The following is a 19,409-nucleotide window of genomic DNA, read 5'->3' as shown; positions in this document are numbered from 1 at the left end:
GCCTCTTCCCTTCCGTTATCTGGTCGTTATAGAGTTCAACCACGGAAGTTGTTTGCTGTGGCAACGACCGCATGTGATTGCAGGACACTCTTGGTGCAAGGGACGAGTACGGGCCGGTCGGGAGCCTCTCCGACCGGCCCTGACTTGTGCCGGGACGGCTACACCCCGCCGCCTACACCCCGCCGCCTCCACCGCCTCCGCCTCCACCGCCCGACGACCCGCCGCCGCTCGAGCCGCCCGACGTAGAGGACGAGGACGCAGAACTGGCCGACAGCGAGCTGATGCCCGAAGAGAACGAACCGGCATTGAAGCCGTGCGAGCCCACGTACCAGGCGGGTGAATTGTCCGGACCGTAGAGCACCGCCAGGTGCTCGGCCCACTGCTTCTCCTGGCCGAACACCACGGCATAGGGCAGCAGCACTTCATACAGCTTCAGCATCTGCGCGGGGTCGTTCGGGTCGATCCGCACCCGCTCGGCGCCCATCGGCGACTGCAGCATTCGGATGCGGTCGGCCTCGGCCCACTCGATGAACTCCTTGAGGCCGGCCAGATGATCGCGCACCTCCGCTCCCGCGGCGGTGAGCGGCTTGCGCGAGACCAGGCCAATCACGATGAAGAGCACCAGGCCCGAGGCGACGATCAGCAGGATCGGGATCAGCGGGTCGACCGACGCGGCGAAGGCGAACATCGCGGTGAGGAACACCAGCGCGCCTGCGCCGATCGACGCGAGTACCGGCCACGCGCGAACACGCGCGGACACATCCCGCCGCAGACCGCGCCGCGCGAGCTCCACGTTCGCCAGCTTGAGGATGTTCTGCGCGGCCGCCGAGAACCGGGTGTCGGTGTTGCCGAACTCATACTCCGTGCCCGGATCGAGTAGGGGGAAGAGACCGGCAAGCAGCAGCTTGCCGTCGCCATCCGCGCGCGTCGGGTCGATCAGCTGCGCCTTGAGCTTGACCCCGCCGAAGAACTTGCGCTCGCCCTCCACGATCCGGATGCTGCCCACGACGGCCTGCTCCAGCACCTCCGCAGGGATCGCCTTGGTGGTCTTGCCCAGCAGCACGGCGCTCTCGAGGGCATCGACGCCCGGCGGCGGCGTGTACTCGGCGATGATCGTCGGTCGGCCCGGCTCATCGCGCAGGTGGCGCGCACGTGTCACGATGCCGAAGACCAGCGCGGCCAGAACGCCCAGGCCGGCGACGCCGTTGAGCCAACCCCAGGGCGAGGCGAGGTACGACGAGTCGAACGGTGCGAACGTGCCCTTCTCGAACGCGACCGCGATCGTGACGGTCTGGTAGGCGTACACCGGCGAGGCGCCGGCCTCGAACGTCGCGCCGCCGTCGGGCGCCGCATCCACGAAGATCCCGCACATGTCGCCAGACCCCTGGTAGCCGACATAACACGACTGCGCACCGACGAGCGAGTCGGCGAGGTCGGCCGGGACGACGAGGTGCACCGAGACCCGACCGAAGTCCTGCTGCCACTCGGTGCCGTTGACGTCCCAGTAGAACTCGTCGACGCCGGTGTCTTCGAAGAACCGCGCGACGTTGTGCAGCGTGTAGGTGAAGACGTAGGTCTGCGCCCCGCGCACGTAGTCGTCGGCGCGCGAGGTCATCGTGAAGTAGCCGTCCTCCGACCCGGTCTCGGACTCGCGCGGGTTGCCCAGCCCGTCGGTGATCGAGACGAGCTCGGGATTCAGGGGTGCACCGAGATACGAATCGGGGATGCTGCGCCTCATGCCCCGATTCTGGTCATAGTCCGGAAAGCGCGCGACGAACGTCTCTTCGACCAGGAGCGTGCTGGTGCCGTCGTCAGCTCTGCCGAGCGTGTACTGCACGTCCATGCTGTCGAACGAGAAGTCGTTCACGTCGGTCGAGGCCGCGGCGGTGCCATCGCTGCTGGACGAGCTGAACGAGCACGCTGAGAGCAGCGCGACGGGCAGCCCCAAGGCCACCAGAGCGATGAAAAGCACACGCAGCAGCTTCGGACCCATGTTCGCCAGCCTAGATCCCTCCCCTTCGTTTACAGTGGTGCCTATGACCGACCGGCGTCTCGCGATCGACGCGTGGGAGAGCCTGTTCCGTGCGCAGCACGAGGTGTTCGACGAGATCAGCTGCGACTTCGACGACACGACCCTCACGCAGAGCGAGTACGATGTTCTGCTCACCGTCACACGCAGCGACGGCATGACCGCACGCCTGCGAGATGTGACGGCCAACATGCTCATCAGCCAGCCGAGCGTTTCGCGCCTGGTCGACCGCATGGCGGCGCGAGGACTGATCTCCAAATGCGCCGACCCTGAAGACGGTCGGGGTTCGCTCGTGCGGGTGACCGCGGAGGGCGCGGCGGCGTTCCGCAAGGTCGCCTCGAACCACGGGCGTACGATCGCCCACCGGATGTCGCTCCTCGACGACGGTGAGCTCGCGCAGCTTCGCGACCTCACCGCCAAGCTGCGCAAGCAGCAGGAAACCAGCTAGCCCGCTGCTCCAGCCGCGCCCGCCGAACGTCACGGTCCTGCCGTGCGTCACCACGTAGTAGTCCTCGCACAGCTAAGCGACGATCTCGCCGGGATTCGAGCCGGGGCCGAAGCCCCTCTCGGCCGCCAGCTCGATGAGCAGGCGACCATTACTGCCACCAAGTTCAACGCACGATGGCAGCGCATCGGCATCACGGAGTTCGTCTGCCGCTCGTTCGAACTGATGCTCGCCGCCGCCGCGCGCAGACAGCCCTCGCGCGGCAGCCCTCAGCATTCGATGACGTTGACCGCGAGGCCGCCCTCGCTCGTCTCCTTGTACTTGTGGCTCATGTCGATGCCGGTCTGGCGCATCGTCTCGACCACTGCATCCAGCGAGACGTAGTGCGAGCCATCTCCGCGCAGGGCCAGCCGGGCCGCAGTGACCGCGGTCGAGGCGGCGATCGCGTTGCGCTCGATGCACGGGATCTGCACGAGTCCGCCGACCGGGTCGCACGTGAGACCGAGGTGGTGCTCCATCGCGATCTCGGCCGCGTTCTCGATCTGCCGGTTGGTGCCGCCCATCACCGCGGTCAGTCCGCCCGCGGCCATCGCGCACGCCGATCCGACCTCGGCCTGACAGCCGCCCTCAGCACCCGAGATGGATGCGTTCGCCTTGAAGAGCGACCCCAGCGCGGTCGCGGTGAGCAGGAACCGACGGATGCCGCGGCGCCGGTTCGCGTCGGCGATGAGCTCCTCATCGATGTCATCGGGCACGACCGGCCCGAGCTGCCGGCGGCCGGCGAAGCCCAGCAGCGCGCTGCCGACCAGCTCGCCGTACGGAGTGACCGCGTTCTCGGCACCGAGCCCCGAGTCGGCGAGGAAGCGCCACCAGTACATCGCGACGGCGGGCAGAATGCCGGCCGCTCCGTTCGTGGGAGCGGTCACGACCCGACCTCCCGCCGCGTTCTCCTCATTCACCGCGAGCGCGAACGCGCCGAGCCATTCGCCCGGCAGCTCGCGCCGGCCGTCGTGCTCGGCCTCTTCGAGCTGCTCGCGGATCGCGCTCGCCCGGCGCTTGACGTGCATCAGTCCGGGCAGCGCCCCGCCGTGCTGCAGCCCTGCCTCGACGCACGCCGACATGGCGTCCCAGATACGGTCAAGGCCGGCGGCGATCTCCTCGTCGGTGCGCAGCGCCTCCTCGTTGATGCGCGCCGCCTCGGCGACCGTGATCCCACGCTCATCGCACAGCTCCAAGAGCGCCCCCGCGCTGTCGAACGCGAGCGGAAACGCGTGTGCCGCCACCCGCGACGGCTCGCCTTCGCGGCGGATGAAGCCGCCGCCGATCGAGTAGTAGGTGTCACTCAGCAGGAGACCCTCGACCGGCCCGTCACCGACACCCGCCGGCGTGGCATCAGGAACCGGCGCGACACCCGTGCTGCGTACGCCTGCCGCCGCCAGCCGGACCGCGACAGCATCCGGTGTCGAGCCCGCCGTCGACCACGCCTCGAGCGTCATCGCGTTCGGATGGCCCGGCAGCCGCACGCGCGCGGCGAAGACCACGTCCGACTTCGCGAACGCGACCGGGTGCGTGCCGTCCAGCATCACCGAGGCACTCGCAGGCCATGACGTCCACGCCGAGCGCACGACAGCCGGGTCAACCGTCTCGGGTGAAAGTCCCTGCAGCCCGGCAACGACGGCGTCCGGTGTACCGTGGCCGACCCCGGTCGCGCCGAGCGAACCGTACAGCGTGCAGGTGATCCGCAGGACACGATCGAGCAGCCCCCCCTCGCGCAGGCGGACCGCAAAATCACGGGCCGCCCGCATGGGGCCGACCGTGTGGGAGCTCGAGGGTCCTACTCCGATGGAGAACAACTCGAACGCCGAGACGTATGCGCTCACACGTTCAGGCTACGCCCCCGGCCGGAGTCGCTCACACGTGCACCGGCCGACCCGCACGTGCACCACGGCACCTGCTCCGGCGACCTCGCGAACTGCGGCGGCCGCGCGTTCGGCGGCGTCGCCGCTTCGCTCCGACTGCCCGAACGCGGAATGCCCTGGACCGTGCGGTCCAGGGCATTCCGTCGATCGGGCTACTGCTCGACGGGTTGCGGCTCGCTGCTCTCGTGGGCGCGCAGCACCGGCGACGCGCTCTCGGTCTCGACCTCGATCTTGCGGGGCTTGGCCTTCTCGCTGACCGGGATGGTCACGTGCAGCACACCGTTGCTGTAGTTCGCGGCGATGCGCTCAGTGTCGATGCCCTGGCCGAGGCTGAGCTGACGCAGGAAGCTCGCGGCCTCGCGCTCGCGTGTGATCCACTTGACGCCCTCGCCTCCGGCGAGAGTGCGCTCGGCGCGAATCGTCAGCAACTGGCCGTCGACGTCGATGTCGACCGAGCCCGGGTCGATGCCCGGCAGATCGGCGGTCAGCACATAGTGGTCACCGTCGCGGTACAGATCCATCGGCATCCGGCGGGGTCCGCGGCGCGGGTCGAACAGGCTCGACGCGAAACGGTCGAACTCACGGAACGGGTCGTAGTTGGCCATGATTCATCTCCTTGTCGCAGGGCCGGACGTCTCGCCCGGCGGTGTGTTTCCGATAAGTTGAGTCCTCACGACTCAACTACGTTCAATTTAGCACTCTACAGTCGAGAGTGCCAGTCGTTCGCCCACAGCGAATCCCCGGTCAGGGCGATATCGGTTCGGCTCGTCTCGAGAACGCGAAGGAGGCCGTGCAGCCCGGCGTCAGTGCCGCTGGAAGGCCACGAGACCGACGGTGTTTCCCTCGGTGTCCGTGATGAACGCCTGCCACTCGTCGTGGCCCGCGGGCCCGAGCGTGTCTTCATGGTGCGTGAAGATGACATGCGGACGCGACACGACATCGACGAGCCCGCCCAGACGGTCGAGGGCGTCATGCACGTTCTCGACGTACAGGTAGAGGAGGGATGCGGGAGCATTGCGGTCGAGCAGCAGCCGTACGCCGTCGAGGTCGAAGAAGACCAATCCCGATTCGTCGAAACGGGCGATCGGTGCGGACTCGAGCAGCACAGTGTAGAAGTCCGCGGCGCGGCCGAGGTCATCGGCGTGCAGCGCCACTTGAACGAGTCTCATCGCGGCCTCCCGTATCCAATGACACCAGTCTGTCAGCCCCCCGCGCGAGACCCTATTGTGAAACGGGCACCAGCGATGCACGAAGGAGTGTCATGCCGAGACTCACCGCCGAGTGGACGGGCGACATCGTCGAGGTGCGGCGCATAGCCTCCGAGGCTTCCGGCGCATTCGACGCGGCCGCATCGTGGAACGCGCGACCGCTCGAGTGCGGTTTCGAGCTACCGGCGGGTGAACCCGGCGCTCGGCACGATGCAGGAGCTCTCAGCCCTGGCCGCCGACCTGCGGCTGGCCGGCATCTCGCTGGTCGTGGACTTCATCTTCAACCACACCAGCAACGAGCACGAATGGGCCCGGAAGGCGATCGCGGACAAGCCGGGCTACGAGGACTTCTACCTGATCTTCCCGGATCGCACGATGCCCGATGCGTACGAGAAGACCGTCCGAAAGATCTTCCCCGACGATCACGCGGGCTCTTTCGTGCAATTGCCGGACGGCCGGTGGACCTGGTCCACGTTCCACCACTTCCAGTGGGACCTCAACTATGCCAACCCGGCGGTGTTCCGGGCGATGGTCGGCGAGATGCTCTTCCTCGCGAACCAGGTGTCAGCCGACGCGTGAGCGGATCGGATCCAGCACAGCCTCCGCCGCCCAAGCTGCGGCGTCGGCGATATCGCGGCGGTTCATTCCGAACTCCCGGCGGAACGTGACCCAGGTCGCCGCCGAGTCGAGGTGCGCCAGCGCCGCGACGATCGCTCGGCGCTCAGCGTCTCCGAGCGCCGGGATCTCAGCATCGATCATCTCCTCGAGCATCGCCCGCCGCGGGCTGGGCGCGGCACCGCCTATCCCTCGCATGGTCGTTTCGGCCACCACATGGGCCAGCTCCGGGCGATGGTCGTAGGACTCCATCGCGGCCCGGATCGTAAGAGGCATGTCGAAGATGCTCGGTGAATCCTGCCGCACGAAGACCCTGCTCTCGATCCATGCCGCCGTGGCCAGCAGGAGATCTACCCTGGTCGCGTAGTTGCGGAAGACGGTGCGCTCGCCGACGCCCGCACGTCTCGCGATCAGCCGGAACGAGACGTCGTCCGTGCCGAGCTCCTCGATCAGGTCGGCGTAGGCGGCGAGGATCGCCTCCTGGGTGCGACTCACGTCGCCGTCCGCGTGCGCCGGTGGATCGGTGGTCGCCGACATCGTCAGCCGAGCGCCCGGCGCGAGACGCTGTCCATCGCGGTGTCGGTGATGATCAGCAGGCCGCCCAGGACCTCGCCGACGGTGCGATCGAAGACGTCCGAGATGGCCGGCGCACTCATCTCGAAGCCGGTCCGCATGCGAGCCCAGAACTGGGCCGAAGCAAAGTAGCGCAAGGTGGCCGCCACGCGGCGCAGATCCCGCGCGTTCACCGACGGATGATTCGTGGCGAGCATCGCGACCAGCGCTCGGGTGAAGAAGGTGGGCTCCGGCTCGCCGGTCGGTGAGATGGATGCAGCGCGCGCACACACGAAGGCGAACGCCGGTGACGAATCGAAGGCGAGGAACCGGGCGCGCACAGCCTGCCGGAACTGCGGCAGAGTGACGAACGGCGGCAACGGGAACTCGGTGGATTCGATCCACCCCGCGACGCCCTCCAAGAGGTGCGACCTCGTCGGGAAGTGACGGTAGACGGTCCTCTCCGACACGCCGACCGCGTCGCCGAGACTGCGGTACGAGATGTCGTCGAACGGGTGCTCGCGCAGAGCCACGGCGGCGTGGGCGAGGATCGCGGTCGGAGTGTCGACGCCCTCCGCCATCATCCGCCCCTTCCCTTCTGCCGCCTGGCCGGTGCGGTCGGCTCGGCGGGCAGCACATAGCGATCCGAGTCATCCAGCGTCAGTGCGAGTGAAGACACGTACTGCGTCTCTCCACGAGCCCCGCGCTCCGCAGAGGCCAGCATATCCGGACGCTCGAACGTGTAGCCGGTGACGTGGCAGCGAAGCCGCTCACCCGACGGGTTGCCGTCGGCATCGAGGATCGGCGAATCGATGCCGTCCGTCTGGCGTCGCAGATAGTACCTGCCGCCCGTGATCAGCGCCATGAGCGGGGTCGTGATCACCGCGATGCCGATGGCGATCAGCACCGAGAACGGTCGCACCTCTTCGCCGAACAGTCCCCCGAACACCGCCAGCGACAGGAGCGAAGCCAGGCCCACCGACACGAGGCCGACCGGATTCCAGTCGCGCAGCATCCCGCGTCGGAACTCGGGGACGATCGGCGAGATGTGAAGGACGTGCTTGTTGATCGCGATGTCGGCGGCGATCGTGACGAGCCACGCCATCACGACGTTCGCGTAGAGGCTGAGCACGAAGCTGATGAGACTGAAGACATCCATCATCATGAGCGCGAACGCGATGGCCAGGTTGAAGAAGATGAAGATCGATCGGCCCGGGTAGGTCTTGGTAAGCCGCGTGTACACGTTCGACCAGGCCAACGACCCGGAGTAGGCGTTCGTGACGTTGATCTTGACTTGGGCGACGACGACGAGCACGAGCGCCAGCCCGACCGCCAGCCACTCCGGCATGATCGACTCGTAAAGGGCGATGAACTGGCGGACCGGCTCGGCGGCCCGCTGGCCGAGACTCGGGTCGACACGGGTGATGAGGTACACCGCGAGGAAGACACCGATGACCTGCTTCATACCGCTGAAGAGCACCCAGCCGGGCCCCGCAAACAGGAGCGAGGCCCACCATGACCGCCGGTTCAGGCGGGTGCGCGGCGGCATCACCCGGATCACGTCGATCTGCTCGGCCAGCTGCGGCGTCAGCGCGAAGCAGACCGCGGCGCTCGCGACGACCGCATCGAAACTGACCGCGCCATCGGACTCGCCGGTGAACGCCACGAATGCGCTCACCGCGTCGGGGTCGGACACGATCACCCAGAGCAGCGGCAGCAGCGCGAGCGCGAGCCACAGCGGCGTGGTCCAGAACTGCAGGCGCTCGAGCGCGCGCATCCCGTATATCACGATCGGGATCACCACCACGGTGGAGACGAGATAGCCGATCGGGAGGGGGATGGCGAGCGCGACATGCAGCCCCTGCGCCATGATCGCCCCCTCGAGGGCGAAGAAGATGCACGTGAACACCGCGAAGATCACGGTTGTGATCGACGAGCCGTAGTAGCCGAAACCGGACCCACGGGCGATCAGATCCAGGTCGAGGTTGTAGCGAGCCGCATAATACGCGATGGGCAGGCCGACGATGAAGATGATGATCGACGCGAACAGGATGCCGAGCACGGCGTTGTTCGTGCCATGGTCGATTCCGACGCTGGCCCCGATCGAGAAGTCGGCGAGGAAGGCGATCGAGCCGAGCGCGGTGACCCCGATCGAGCCGGCGCTCCAGCGCCGGAACGTCCGTGGCACATAGCGGAAGGCATAGTCCTCGAGGCTGTCCTCGGCGGCTGCCCGCGCGTTGTCTGCCCTGCTCACCCTGAACCGCACCCCACGTCGCATTCCCCGCGCCTCGCGTTGGGCTCAACGTGCGCCTCGCGTTGGGCTCATTGTGCGCCTCGCGTGTTACAGCCGCATTGCGCGCAGACGGCGATGCGCACCCACGGTGTCAGATCGCCATCGCCGCCCGCACGCCTTCGGTCGCGGACGCTCCACCGTCGCCGGTGCTCGAGGCGAACCCGCTCGCGAGCACGAGGTACTTGTCTGCGGCCTCGAGTGCGAAGCCGATGTGCTGCTCGACGAGGAGCACGGACAGGCCCTCGCTCGCCAGCTGCATCACCGTCTGCTCGATCTCGGCGACGATCGTCGGCTGAATGCCCTCGGTCGGCTCGTCGAGGATGAGCAGCTTCGGCTCTGTGATGAGCGCCCGGGCGATCGCGAGCTGCTGACGCTGGCCGCCCGAGAGCAGGCCGGCTTTGCGGGTGGCGAACTTCTCCAACGCGGGGAAGCGCGAGAGCTGCTGCTCGATGAGAGCCTTGCCGCGCTTTCGGCCGTCGGCGACGAGCTGGAGGTTCTCCATGGTCGTCAGCTGCCCGAACGCCTGCTGACCCTGCGGAACGTATCCCATGCCGCGCGCGACGCGCTTGTTGGGTGGCAGCGATGTCACATCCTCGCCGTTGAAGATCACCTGGCCGCTGCGCGGCTTGATGAGTCCGATGGCGACCCGCAGGAGCGTCGACTTTCCGGCACCGTTGTGGCCGAGCACGGCGACCACCTTGTCAGAAGGCAGCGTCACGCCGTGCAGCACCAGCGTCCGCCCGTACCCGGCCCGGATATCGTTCATCTCGAGCATCTCAGGCTCCCTCCCCCTGCGGGGTGTCTTGCGTAGTCACGGCCCCGGCGGTGCCGAGGTAGACCTCCTGCACCTTGGGGTCGGCCTGCACGTGCGCCACGCTGCCTTCCGAGAGCATCTTTCCCTGGTGCAGCACCGTGACGCGCGATGCGTAACGGCGCATGAAGTCCATGTCGTGCTCGACGACCAGCACGACGCGCCGCTCGGCGATGCGGTGCAGCAGCTCGCCCGTGGCGGTCCGCTCATCCTGGCTCATCCCGGCGACGGGTTCGTCCAGCAGAAGCGCGCGGGGCTCCTGCACGAGCATCATCCCGATCTCCAGCCACTGCTTCTGGCCGTGAGACAGGATGCCCGCGGGCGTGTCGCGCTCCTTGCTGAGCCCGGTCTCCTCCAGCGCCACCTTGATCGCCGGATCGACGCCTCGGCGTGCCCGCAGCAGCGACCACGAGGAGCGACGGAGCCCGGCCGCGATGTCGAGGTTCTGCAGAACGGAAAGCTGCTCGAAGACGCTCGCCGTCTGAAAGGTTCGCCCGACTCCGAGCCGGACGATCTTCTGGGTGGACCTGCCCAGCAGCTCCTGGTCGCCGAGCTTCACCGAACCGGTGCCTTTCGACAGGCCCGTGATGGCATCGATGCAGGTCGTCTTTCCGGCGCCGTTCGGGCCGATGAGGAATCTCACCTCGCCGGGGTGGGCGTCGAAGGAGACGCCGCCGACGGCGACGAATCCATCGAATTCGACCTTGAGATCGGTGACGACAAGCGAGCCATCGGCGGCGGTCACTTCGTCACCTCTTCGTCTTCAACCACCGGCTCCTCGACAGGCTCGAGCACGAGTGCCGGGTCGGCGAGCGAAGCGGGGGGTGTTTCACGCGGGCGCCACACCAGACCCTTCGCCTTTCCGAACAGTGAGGACAGTCCCATGGGGAGGAAGAGGGTCACGAGGATGAAGACCAGGCCCAGGATGTAGACCCACCCGTCGGGCCAGCTGGAGCCGAGACTCGACTGTCCCCAGCCGATTGCCATCGCCCCGAGAGCCGGACCGAACAGCGAGGCGCGCCCACCCAGCGCCACACCGGCGATCATGAGGATCGAGGCGGAAGCGCCGATCTCGGCCGGCGTGATGATGCCGACGATGGGGACGAACATCGCGCCTGCGATGCTGGCCATCACCGCGGCGACCACGTAGGCGACCAGCTTGATGTTGGCAGGGTCGTAGCCGAGGAACCGCACGCGCTCTTCGGCATCACGGGTGGCAATCAGCAGTTCGCCGTAACGGCTGCGATTGAGCTGCCACACCGCAAGCAGGCAGAGGATGAGCAGGGAGGCGGCGATCATGAAGACCATGACCTTGTTCGCGTCGTCGTTCAGGACGAACCCGAAGAAGTACTTGAAGTCGCTGAGCCCGGTGTCGCCGCCGGTCTCACGGATCGTCGAACTGATCAGCACGGCCAGCGCCACGGCAAGCGCCTGCGACAGGATTGCGAAGTACGCCCCTTTGATCCGACGCTTGAACAGGGCATAGCCGAGCACTCCCGCCACGATCACGGGGAGCAGCAGGATGGCCGCCACCGTGAACACGCCACTGCGGAACGGCTCCCAGAAGGCCGGCAGCGACGCCGACGGGTCATACAGGATCATGAAGACCGGGAGGCTGCCCGGTGCCGTGCTCTCCAACGTGAGGTGCATCGCCATCGCGTAGGCACCGAGCCCGAAGAAGACCCCCTGACCCAGGACCAGCATTCCGCCACGACCCCAGGCGAGTCCGATCCCCACCGCGGCGATCGCCCAGCTGCAGTACTTGCCGAGGTTGCTGATCCAGTGCATCGAGAGGACGGCGGGGGCGACGACCAGGAGCAGGACGGCGAAGATCCCGATGCCGATGAGTGGAAGCCATGGCTTCAATTTCGTCATGTCAACCCCCGGGTGCGGACCGTGAACAGGCCCTGTGGTCGGAACTGCAGGAAGACAACCAGGAGCACGAAGGCGAGCACTTGGGCCATGCTTCCGGTCGTCCAGTCGGCGAAGAACGACAGCGCGACTCCGAACGCCCACGCTGCGATGACTGTGCCCTTGATCTGGCCGACCCCGCCGGCGACCACGACGAGGAACGCCGGGATGATGTACTGGGTGCCCATCTGAGAATTCGTGCCGCCGATCAGGGATGCCGCAACGCCGGCGACACCGGCCAGGCCGGAACCGACGAAGAAGGTGACGCGGTCGATGTTGCGCGTGCGGATGCCGCTGGTCTCGGCGAGGTCCCGATTCTGCACGGTGGCCCTGATCCGCCGCCCGAAGGACGAGTACTTGAGCCAGGCGGCAAGGGCGGCGAGGCAGAGCGCGGCAAGCGCGATGGTGAACACCTGGCGAAGGGGCCATGCATAGCCGAGAACGTTGATCTGCCCGTCCAGCCAGCCGGGCGCCTCCACCGGGACGCCCTGCGCGGGAAAGATCTGCAGCGCGATCTGCTGAAGGATCAGAGCGACCCCGACCGTGACGAGAAGGGTGTCCAGCGGCCGTCGGTACATCCACTGGATGATGCCGATCTCCAGCAGGAGGCCGAGGAGTCCGGCGCCCAGAAAGGCGAGCGGCAGCGCCAGCAGGATCGAGATGTTGCTGGAGGTGACGACCAGCTGTGTCACGTAGGCGATGAAGGCGCCGGCCATGATGAACTCGCCGTGCGCCATGTTGATCACCCCCATCTGACCGAAGGTGAGGGTGAGCCCGAGCGCGGCGAGAAGAAGCAGCGCACCCAGCGCGGTGCCGTTCAGGAGCGGCGGTAGAAGTGCATCCACGTGCTTTCGCTCTCTCTGCGGTGGGGAGATCTGGAGGTTGTCGCGGAGCCCGGGGGTCCCATGCCGTGCACGGAACCCCCGGGTCCTGTGGGTGAATCAGCCCGCGGAAGCCACGAGTGCGTCACGGACATCGGCCGGGAACCAGTCGTAGCCCTCGAGGAACGGGTCCGGCTCGATCGGTCCGTCCGACGACCAGACGATGTCGAACTGGTTGTCGGCGTTGATCCGGCCGATGTGGCCTTCCTTGGAGATGTGGTGGTTGTCGCCGTTCAGCACGACGGTGCCCTCCGGTGCGTCGAAGCTGATGCCCCCCGCCGCGGCGGCGGCGTTCACATCGTCGACCTCGAACGAACCAGCCGCCTCGACCAGCTCCTTGTACAGGTAGAGCGAGATGTACGCCGCCTCCATCGGGTCGGAGGTCACTCCGCTGCTGCCCGGGTAGGCCTGCCAGTCTGCGATGAACTTCGCGTTGGCCGGGGACTCGATCGACTGGAAGTAGTTCCACGACGCATAGTTGCCGGTGACCTCGTGGCCCATCGACGGCGCCTCTTCCTCGGCGATCGACACGGAGATGATCGGTGTCGTCTCCGGCGTGAGCCCGGCGTCGTAGTAGGCCTTGATGAAGCCGACGTTCGACGAGCCGTTGATCGTGTTGAAGATGAAGTCGGGGTCGGCTGCGACGATCTTCGACACCTGAGTGGTCCAGTCGTCCTTGTCGAGGGGGACATACTCCTCGCCGACGATCTCGATGCCGAGTTCGGCAGCGTAGAGCTTGATGATCGCGTTCGCGGTGCGCGGGAACACGTAGTCCGAACCCGCGAGGAAGAGAGTCTTGACCCCCTGCGAAGCGAGGTAGTCCATCGCGGGGAGGATCTGCTGATTCGTCGTCGCACCGGTGTAGTAGATGTTCGGCGACGCTTCGAGGCCCTCGTACTGCACGGGGTAGAAGAACAGGCCGTTGTTCTCCTCGACGACCGGCTTGACGGCCTTTCGGGACGACGAGGTCCAGCCGCCGAAGATCGCGGCGACGCAGTCCTGGGTCAGCAGCTTCTCGGTCTTCTCGGCGAAGGTCGGCCAGTCGGTGGCACCGTCCTCCTGGATGTACTCGATCTGCTTGCCGAGGATGCCCCCGTCGGCGTTGATCTCGTCGGCTGCCATATGCAGCACGTTGGAGACGGTCTTCTCGGAGATCGCCATTCCGCCCGTGAGCGAGTTGAGGAAACCGAGCTTGATCGTGTCGCCGGACGTGTCGATGCAGCTCTCGGCCGCCGCGCCGGATGCACTCGGCTCGGCGGTATCGCCGGCGCGGGAGCCGCAGCCGGAGAGTACGAGGGCTGTGGTCGCGAGGATGGCCGGGACGACCAAGGCCGTCTTCAGCCACCGTGTGCGTGTGGTGCTCATGAGGATCTCCGTTTCTGTGTGGTGCAGGGTGGTGCGTTCTCGGGATGAGCCGTGCGTCCTGCAGGCACGCCGATGACGCCGTCGCGCAGGCGACTCCGGAGCACGCCGATGGAAGGCATGCCGAGGGAGTGACGGAACGGGTTGATCGGTGAAACAGGGTGTCGCCGACTGCTGTGGTTAAGGTCAGCATGGGACCGTGACATTACTCTGACATTTCTTGATTGTTCCGATTCTGTTAACCGTGAACCGGACATCGTGGCAAAATGCCTGCTATTCCGCGAATTCGCAAGTGGATGCTGTCGTCCTGGCATTCGGAATGCTTCCGGCGAAAGCGCTCGATATGGCACACTTCTGACATCACCCGCCGGAGGCCATGAATGCACTTCACTCCCGCCGAAACCGAGAAGCTCCTGCTGTCGGTCGCCGCCATGGTGGCGCGCGACCGGCTCGAACGCGGGATCCTCCTCAACCATCCCGAAACCGTCGCTCTGCTCTCGTGCTGGGTCATCGAACGGGCCAGAGAAGGACGCGGGGTCGCCGAGCTGATGCAGGAGGGCCGCACCGTCCTGCGGCGCGAGCAGGTGATGCCAGGGGTCCCGGAGATGCTCGCCGACGTGCAGGTCGAGGCGACGTTCCCCGACGGCCGCAAGCTCGTCACCGTCCACCATCCGATCGACTGAGGAGTCCCGTGGCATCCGCTTCTCCCCACGGCCCCGGCGCCTACCGGATCCAGCCGGGGCGCATCGAGCTCAACGCCGGCCGCAGCGAGGACGAGCGCATCCGGCTGGTATTCGTGAACACGGGCGACCGCCCGATCCAGGTCGGTTCCCACATCCACCTCCCCGACGTGAACGCCGCACTGGAGTTCGACCGAGCGCTCGCACACGGGTTCCGACTCGACATCCCCTCCGGCACATCGCAGCGCTTCGAGCCCGGCGCGTCCCGCGAGCTCGACGCCGTGGCACTGCGAGGCTCACGCCGGGTACCCGGCATCCAGATCAAGACCGACGGTCAGGAGCTGCTCGATGGTCTGGCTTGACCGATCCCGGTACGCGGCGATATACGGCCCGACGGTCGGCGACCAGGTGCGCCTGGGCGACACCGACCTGTGGATCCAGATCGAGAGCGACCTCACCGTCGGTGGCGAGGAGGCCGTCTTCGGCGGCGGAAAGTCGATCCGCGAGTCCATGGCGCAAGCGACCGCGACGAGAGCAGAGGGCGCCCTCGACACGGTGATCACGAACGCGATCATCCTGGACTGGTGGGGCATCATCCGGGCCGACATCGGCATCCGAGACGGCCGCATCGTCGGGATCGGGCACGCGGGCAATCCCGACATCAGCGACGGCATCGACATGATCATCGGGCCGTCGACCGATGTCATCTCCGGCGAGGGGCGCATCGTGACCGCGGGCGCCATCGACTCGCACGTCCATCTGCTCTCACCCTCGCAGATCCACGAGGCTCTCGCGACCGGGATCACCACGATCGTGGGCGGCGGCACGGGGCCGTCGGAGGGGTCGAAGGCGACGACGGTCACGCCCGGGGCGTGGCATCTGTCAGCCATGCACCGTGCGCTCGATCCCCTGCCCGTCAACATCCTTCTGCTCGGCAAGGGCAACACCGTGTCGATGGCCGCGCTGAAGGAGCAGGCGCTCGCGGGTGCCGCCGGCTACAAGGTGCATGAGGATTGGGGGTCCTCTCCCGCGGCGATCGACGCTTCCCTGCGCGCGGCCGAGGAGTGGGGCCTGCAGGTCGCTCTGCACTCGGACTCGCTGAACGAGGCAGGCTTCGTCGAGTCCACCATCGCGGCGATGGGCGGCCGATCGATCCACGCCTTCCACGTCGAAGGAGCCGGCGGCGGTCACGCCCCCGACATCCTCTCGATCGCGGGGCTGCCGAACGTGATTCCCGGCTCCACGAACCCGACCCTCCCGCACACCGTCAACACCGTCGCAGAGCACCTCGACATGCTGATGGTCTGCCACCACCTCAACCCCGCTGTGCCCGAGGATCTCGCGTTCGCCGAGTCCCGCATCCGCGCCACCACGATCGCGGCGGAAGACATCCTGCACGACATCGGAGCGCTCTCGGTGACCTCGTCCGACGCGCAGGCGATGGGCAGGATCGGCGAAGTGATCACGCGCACGTGGCAGGTCGCGCATGTCATGAAGCACCGTCGCGGCCCATTGGGCGGCGGGATGCCGGCCGACAACGAACGGGCACGCCGCTACGTCGCGAAATACACGATCAACCCCGCGATCGCGCACGGGATCGCGTACGACGTCGGATCGATCGAGGTCGGCAAACTCGCCGACCTGACGGTGTGGGACCCGAAGTTCTTCGGTGTGCGGCCCGCAGTCGTCGTCAAGGGCGGTGCAATCGCGTGGGCCGCGCTCGGCGACCCGAACGCCTCGATCCCGACACCCCAGCCCGTGATGATGCGCCCTTCTTTCGGCGACACGATCGGAGCGGACCTGTCGGTGACATATGTCTCGCCCGCCGCGCTCGAAGACGACCTGGCCGAGACGCTCGGGCTGCGTCGTCGACTGGCTGCGGTCGAGCCCACGCGTCACATCGGCAAAGCCGACATGAAGAACAACGACGTTCTGCCGTCGATCCGCATCCGTCCCGACACGTTCGAGATCTCGATCGACGGCGAAGACGTGCACGCCGCACCCGCGGCATCCCTCCCCCTGGCCCAGCTGTACAACATGTTCTGAAACCGGTCCATGGACTCCACCGCGCACACCATGGCCCTGCTGCTCGCCGACGCACGACTTCCCTCAGGCGGGCATGCGTTCTCCGCGGGCGTCGAGCCGGCCATCCAGGGCGGGCTCTCGCGTGACGATGTCGGCGCGTTCCTGCGGGCCCGGGCGCGGACGACGACGCTCGTGGATGCGGCGACGGCGGTCGTGGCGCGGCGGGCCGCCCTGAACGGAGCGTCCTACGCACCCGTCGAACGCGCGTGGGCGGCGCGCACCCCGAGTCGTGCGGCGCGGACCGCATCGACCGACCTCGGCCGCGGGCTTCTCCGACTGGCGCAGCGGCTGTGGCCGCAGTCGGCGGCGATCGCCGCCCTCACCGACGGGGCCGCGACGCCCCCTCGGCCGATCGTGCTCGGCGCGATCGCTGCACACGCGGGGCTCGACGCCGAGACCCTCGTCCGCGTGGCCGTCTACGACGACATGGCCGGCGGGGTCGCTGCTCTTCTCAAGCTCGAACCCGGCGACCCCGTCGACGGCGTGCGCCTCGTGATCGACGCGTGCGCTGCGGTCGATCCCCTCATCTCGCAGCTCGCGGCACTCGACTCGCCCGAGGCGATCCCTGCCGCGAGCGCGCCCCAAGCCGAGGCGTGGACCGAAGCCCACGCCATCACGAACAGGAGACTCTTCCGTGCCTGACAGCTCTTCCACCACACCGGCGGTTCCCGCCCCCCGCGCTCTTCGTCTCGGCGTCGCCGGCCCCGTCGGCACCGGCAAATCGTCGCTCATCGCGACGGTGTGCCGCGTCCTCGCGACCGAACTGCGCCTCGGCGTCATCACGAACGACATCTACACGGATGAGGATGCCCGGTTCCTGCGCTCGGCCGGGGTGCTCGAGCCCGAGCGCATCCGCGCCGTGGAGACCGGCGCGTGTCCGCACACCGCGATTCGCGATGACATCACCACGAACCTGCTCGCCGCCGAAGACCTGGAGCGGGATTTCGCGCCCCTCGACGTGGTGCTCATCGAGTCGGGCGGCGACAACCTGACCGCGACGTTCTCGCCGGCTCTCGTCGATGCGCAGATCTTCGTGCTGGATGTCGCGGGCGGCGGCGATGTCGCCCGCAAAGGCGGCCCGGGCATCGGTCGTGCCGACCTCCTCGTGGTCAACAAGACCGACCTCGCCCCGTACGTCGACGTCGATGTGGCGCAGATGGTCGCGGATGCCGAAGCGGCGCGAGACGGCCGCGCCGTACTCGCCCTGTCGCGGAACGACGCCGCCTCGGTTGCGGCGCTGCGCGCATGGGTACTCTCGATCCTCGCGGGCCACCGGGCGGGAACCCACGTCGCGCAGGACCCCGGGCCGATGGCCCCGCATTTCCACGCCGATGACGAGCATCCCGAGGGCGGATTCATCCACTCTCACGGCGATGACACGGTGCACACTTCGAACGCCGACGACGATCACTCCCAAGCGCACGCCGGCGCGGCGAGGACCGCGAACGAGTGACCTCAACGCGCATCGCGGTCACTGCCGGCGATCCGCGCGCGCACGTGGAACTCGCCGTCGGCGCGCTCGCACCGCGCCTGATCTCGCGCGATGCGGTGCGTGCACACATCGCGGTCGCCGCGGCCGGCATGGTGCTGCTCGGCGGCGACGACGTGCAGATCGAGATCGACGTCGGACCGGGGTGCACTCTCGAGATCGAGGATGTCGGAGGCACGGTCGCCTACCCCGGAGCGCGCTCGTCATGGCTCCTGGGCGCTCGGATCGGAGCCGGTGGGACGCTGTTGTGGCACGGCCTGCCGTTCGTCGTCACCGACGGGGCCGACGTCGTACGCCGCGGCTCCCTCACGCTGGAATCCGGCGCAGGAGCCGTGATCCGCGAGACGCTCGTGCTCGGCAGGCACGGCGAGCGGGGCGGGCGGTTGGTCTCGGCGCTCACAGTCGTGGACGCTGGCGGACCCATCCTGGTCGAGCGACTGGAGGCAGACGGCACGGAGCCCGAGCCCGGGGTGCTCGGCAGCAATCGGGTGGTCGATGCGGTGATCGCCGTCGGATTCCGCCCGCCTGCCCGCCCGATGGACCTCGAGTTCGATCGCCCGGGGGCGATGGCGCGCCACCTCTCCGACCACACGCACAGCTCACCTCTCGATCCGGTGTGGGACGCGTGGGTCGCGCATGCGAAAGGTCGGGCTGACGTCCCTGTCTGAAGACCGCGCCACGGGGCGCATCCAGCCGAGCACCAGGCTCGGTCCGACCGGCAAGGAGCGCGACGGCGGTGAGAACCCGCCGTCGTCTCGCGCCAGCGGGTCGTAACGGGATCGATCAGGAATCGATCAGGATTCGATCGCTTCGACGATCTTCTCGTCGCCCTCGTTGACCGCCTTGACGACGTCATCGTAGTCGCCCTTGTCGACGGCCTTGCCGATCTTCTTCGTCGCCTTCTCGAATGCCGCATCGATGCGATCCAGGTAACGGTCGTCGACCACCGCCACGATCGCCGAAGAGTCAGCAGGGAGCCACTCCTGAGCGTCCACTCCGAGCTTCTTCTCGTCATGGTGCTTGGCGATCTTCGCGACGCCGGCACCGATCCCCGCGCCGACCACGCCTGCTAACAGCAATGGAGGTGCAAACAGTCCCACGACGAGGCCGCCGACGGCGCCGATCGCGG

General features: G+C 67.5%; 20 protein-coding genes and 1 pseudogene. 8 read left to right on the top strand and 13 right to left on the bottom strand.

From position 1 onward, the window contains the following. Positions 1 to 172: 172 nt before the first annotated feature. Entirely contained in the window at positions 173 to 1,993 is a 1,821-nt protein-coding gene (locus tag QZV84_RS02845) for a DUF2207 domain-containing protein (RefSeq protein WP_292824999.1), read from the bottom strand. Positions 1,994 to 2,036: 43 nt separating this feature from the next. Between QZV84_RS02845 and QZV84_RS02840 the strand changes: the two genes are divergently transcribed. Beyond that, entirely contained in the window at positions 2,037 to 2,477 is a 441-nt protein-coding gene (locus QZV84_RS02840) for a MarR family winged helix-turn-helix transcriptional regulator (protein ID WP_292824996.1), read from the top strand. 266 nt (positions 2,478 to 2,743) lie between these two features. On the opposite strand, the gene QZV84_RS02835 is transcribed toward QZV84_RS02840, so the two are convergent. The 3 genes from QZV84_RS02835 to QZV84_RS02825 form a co-directional block, all read right to left on the bottom strand. Next, positions 2,744 to 4,354 carry an L-serine ammonia-lyase, iron-sulfur-dependent, subunit alpha gene (locus QZV84_RS02835; RefSeq protein ID WP_292824993.1) on the bottom strand — a complete coding sequence of 537 codons (1,611 nt, stop codon included), beginning with the start codon at positions 4,352 to 4,354 and terminating at the stop codon, positions 2,744 to 2,746. A gap of 191 nt (positions 4,355 to 4,545) precedes the next feature. Further along, on the bottom strand, positions 4,546 to 4,998 hold the full coding sequence (locus QZV84_RS02830; RefSeq protein ID WP_292824990.1) for an Hsp20/alpha crystallin family protein: 453 nt from the start codon (positions 4,996 to 4,998) through the stop codon (positions 4,546 to 4,548). A 198-nt stretch (positions 4,999 to 5,196) separates the two neighbouring features. Then, positions 5,197 to 5,562, bottom strand: a complete 366-nt coding sequence (locus QZV84_RS02825; protein WP_292824987.1) for a methylmalonyl-CoA epimerase — start codon at positions 5,560 to 5,562, stop codon at positions 5,197 to 5,199. Positions 5,563 to 5,769: 207 nt separating this feature from the next. On the opposite strand from QZV84_RS02825, the pseudogene QZV84_RS02820 reads away from it, so the two are divergent. Continuing rightward, positions 5,770 to 6,162 (top strand): annotated as a pseudogene (locus QZV84_RS02820) (alpha-amylase family glycosyl hydrolase); the annotation flags it as partial. A 3-nt stretch (positions 6,163 to 6,165) separates the two neighbouring features. Here the strand turns inward: QZV84_RS02820 and QZV84_RS02815 are convergent. The 8 genes from QZV84_RS02815 to urtA form a co-directional block, all read right to left on the bottom strand. Beyond that, positions 6,166 to 6,711 (bottom strand): TetR/AcrR family transcriptional regulator, encoded by a 546-nt coding sequence (locus tag QZV84_RS02815; protein ID WP_292824984.1) that lies wholly within the window; start codon positions 6,709 to 6,711, stop codon positions 6,166 to 6,168. A gap of 44 nt (positions 6,712 to 6,755) precedes the next feature. Further along, complete coding sequence (locus QZV84_RS02810) at positions 6,756 to 7,349, bottom strand: TetR/AcrR family transcriptional regulator (protein ID WP_292824981.1); 594 nt, start codon at positions 7,347 to 7,349, stop codon at positions 6,756 to 6,758. Beyond that, on the bottom strand, positions 7,349 to 9,022 hold the full coding sequence (locus QZV84_RS02805; RefSeq protein ID WP_363331855.1) for a hypothetical protein: 1,674 nt from the start codon (positions 9,020 to 9,022) through the stop codon (positions 7,349 to 7,351). Before QZV84_RS02805 ends, QZV84_RS02810 begins: the two co-directional genes overlap by 1 nt. A gap of 130 nt (positions 9,023 to 9,152) precedes the next feature. Continuing rightward, on the bottom strand, positions 9,153 to 9,827 hold the full coding sequence (locus tag QZV84_RS02800) for an ATP-binding cassette domain-containing protein (RefSeq protein WP_292824975.1): 675 nt from the start codon (positions 9,825 to 9,827) through the stop codon (positions 9,153 to 9,155). Between the two features lie 10 nt (positions 9,828 to 9,837). After that, positions 9,838 to 10,617, bottom strand: coding sequence for an urea ABC transporter ATP-binding protein UrtD (gene urtD, locus QZV84_RS02795; protein WP_292824972.1), 780 nt, complete (start codon positions 10,615 to 10,617; stop codon positions 9,838 to 9,840). After that, positions 10,614 to 11,747: an urea ABC transporter permease subunit UrtC gene (gene urtC / locus QZV84_RS02790; RefSeq protein WP_292824969.1), complete on the bottom strand. Its 1,134-nt coding sequence runs from the start codon at positions 11,745 to 11,747 to the stop codon at positions 10,614 to 10,616. Before urtC ends, urtD begins: the two co-directional genes overlap by 4 nt. Further along, the gene (urtB, locus tag QZV84_RS02785; RefSeq protein WP_292824967.1) at positions 11,744 to 12,628 is read right to left on the bottom strand and encodes an urea ABC transporter permease subunit UrtB; all 885 of its coding nucleotides are present in this window, start codon (positions 12,626 to 12,628) and stop codon (positions 11,744 to 11,746) included. The genes urtC and urtB overlap by 4 nt, the downstream gene beginning before the upstream one ends. 96 nt (positions 12,629 to 12,724) lie before the next feature. Beyond that, on the bottom strand, positions 12,725 to 14,029 hold the full coding sequence (gene urtA, locus QZV84_RS02780) for an urea ABC transporter substrate-binding protein (protein ID WP_292824964.1): 1,305 nt from the start codon (positions 14,027 to 14,029) through the stop codon (positions 12,725 to 12,727). Between the two features lie 377 nt (positions 14,030 to 14,406). Here urtA and QZV84_RS02775 point away from each other — a divergent pair, with 377 nt between their 5' ends. Genes QZV84_RS02775 through QZV84_RS02750 form a run of 6 tightly spaced genes read left to right on the top strand, consistent with a single transcriptional unit; the run spans position 14,407 to position 18,948 of the window. Further along, positions 14,407 to 14,709: an urease subunit gamma gene (locus QZV84_RS02775; protein ID WP_292824961.1), complete on the top strand. Its 303-nt coding sequence runs from the start codon at positions 14,407 to 14,409 to the stop codon at positions 14,707 to 14,709. An 8-nt stretch (positions 14,710 to 14,717) separates the two neighbouring features. Further along, entirely contained in the window at positions 14,718 to 15,068 is a 351-nt protein-coding gene (gene ureB, locus QZV84_RS02770) for an urease subunit beta (protein WP_292824958.1), read from the top strand. Further along, entirely contained in the window at positions 15,055 to 16,752 is a 1,698-nt protein-coding gene (locus QZV84_RS02765) for an urease subunit alpha (protein ID WP_292824955.1), read from the top strand. The genes ureB and QZV84_RS02765 overlap by 14 nt, the downstream gene beginning before the upstream one ends. A gap of 9 nt (positions 16,753 to 16,761) precedes the next feature. Continuing rightward, positions 16,762 to 17,433 (top strand): urease accessory UreF family protein, encoded by a 672-nt coding sequence (locus QZV84_RS02760; protein WP_292824952.1) that lies wholly within the window; start codon positions 16,762 to 16,764, stop codon positions 17,431 to 17,433. Continuing rightward, entirely contained in the window at positions 17,426 to 18,244 is an 819-nt protein-coding gene (ureG, locus tag QZV84_RS02755) for an urease accessory protein UreG (RefSeq protein ID WP_292824949.1), read from the top strand. The genes QZV84_RS02760 and ureG overlap by 8 nt, the downstream gene beginning before the upstream one ends. Then, entirely contained in the window at positions 18,241 to 18,948 is a 708-nt protein-coding gene (locus tag QZV84_RS02750; RefSeq protein WP_292824946.1) for an urease accessory protein UreD, read from the top strand. Before ureG ends, QZV84_RS02750 begins: the two co-directional genes overlap by 4 nt. Positions 18,949 to 19,074: 126 nt before the next feature. On the opposite strand, the gene QZV84_RS02745 is transcribed toward QZV84_RS02750, so the two are convergent. Beyond that, positions 19,075 to 19,409, bottom strand: a 335-nt coding sequence (locus tag QZV84_RS02745; RefSeq protein WP_292824943.1) for a DUF1269 domain-containing protein, incomplete at its 5' end; no start/stop codon positions are given.

The sequence above is a fragment of the Microbacterium sp. genome (assembly GCF_011620715.1).
Classification (GTDB): domain Bacteria; phylum Actinomycetota; class Actinomycetes; order Actinomycetales; family Microbacteriaceae; genus Microbacterium.
The sequence above is the reverse complement of the archived record's forward strand: the minus strand, read 5'-3'. Positions and strand labels throughout refer to the sequence as shown.

Excerpts from the sequence above, each read along its gene's own strand:
- urtA (WP_292824964.1), bottom strand. The coding sequence starts at position 14,029 with ATGAGCACCACACGCACACGGTGGCTGAAGACGGCCTTGGTCGTCCCG.
- QZV84_RS02810 (WP_292824981.1), bottom strand. The coding sequence starts at position 7,349 with ATGGCGGAGGGCGTCGACACTCCGACCGCGATCCTCGCCCACGCCGCC.
- QZV84_RS02845 (WP_292824999.1), bottom strand. The coding sequence starts at position 1,993 with ATGGGTCCGAAGCTGCTGCGTGTGCTTTTCATCGCTCTGGTGGCCTTG.
- QZV84_RS02800 (WP_292824975.1), bottom strand. The coding sequence starts at position 9,827 with ATGAACGATATCCGGGCCGGGTACGGGCGGACGCTGGTGCTGCACGGC.
- QZV84_RS02840 (WP_292824996.1), top strand. The coding sequence starts at position 2,037 with ATGACCGACCGGCGTCTCGCGATCGACGCGTGGGAGAGCCTGTTCCGT.
- QZV84_RS02775 (WP_292824961.1), top strand. The coding sequence starts at position 14,407 with ATGCACTTCACTCCCGCCGAAACCGAGAAGCTCCTGCTGTCGGTCGCC.
- QZV84_RS02760 (WP_292824952.1), top strand. The coding sequence starts at position 16,762 with ATGGACTCCACCGCGCACACCATGGCCCTGCTGCTCGCCGACGCACGA.
- QZV84_RS02830 (WP_292824990.1), bottom strand. The coding sequence starts at position 4,998 with ATGGCCAACTACGACCCGTTCCGTGAGTTCGACCGTTTCGCGTCGAGC.
- QZV84_RS02825 (WP_292824987.1), bottom strand. The coding sequence starts at position 5,562 with ATGAGACTCGTTCAAGTGGCGCTGCACGCCGATGACCTCGGCCGCGCC.
- QZV84_RS02765 (WP_292824955.1), top strand. The coding sequence starts at position 15,055 with ATGGTCTGGCTTGACCGATCCCGGTACGCGGCGATATACGGCCCGACG.
- urtC (WP_292824969.1), bottom strand. The coding sequence starts at position 11,747 with ATGACGAAATTGAAGCCATGGCTTCCACTCATCGGCATCGGGATCTTC.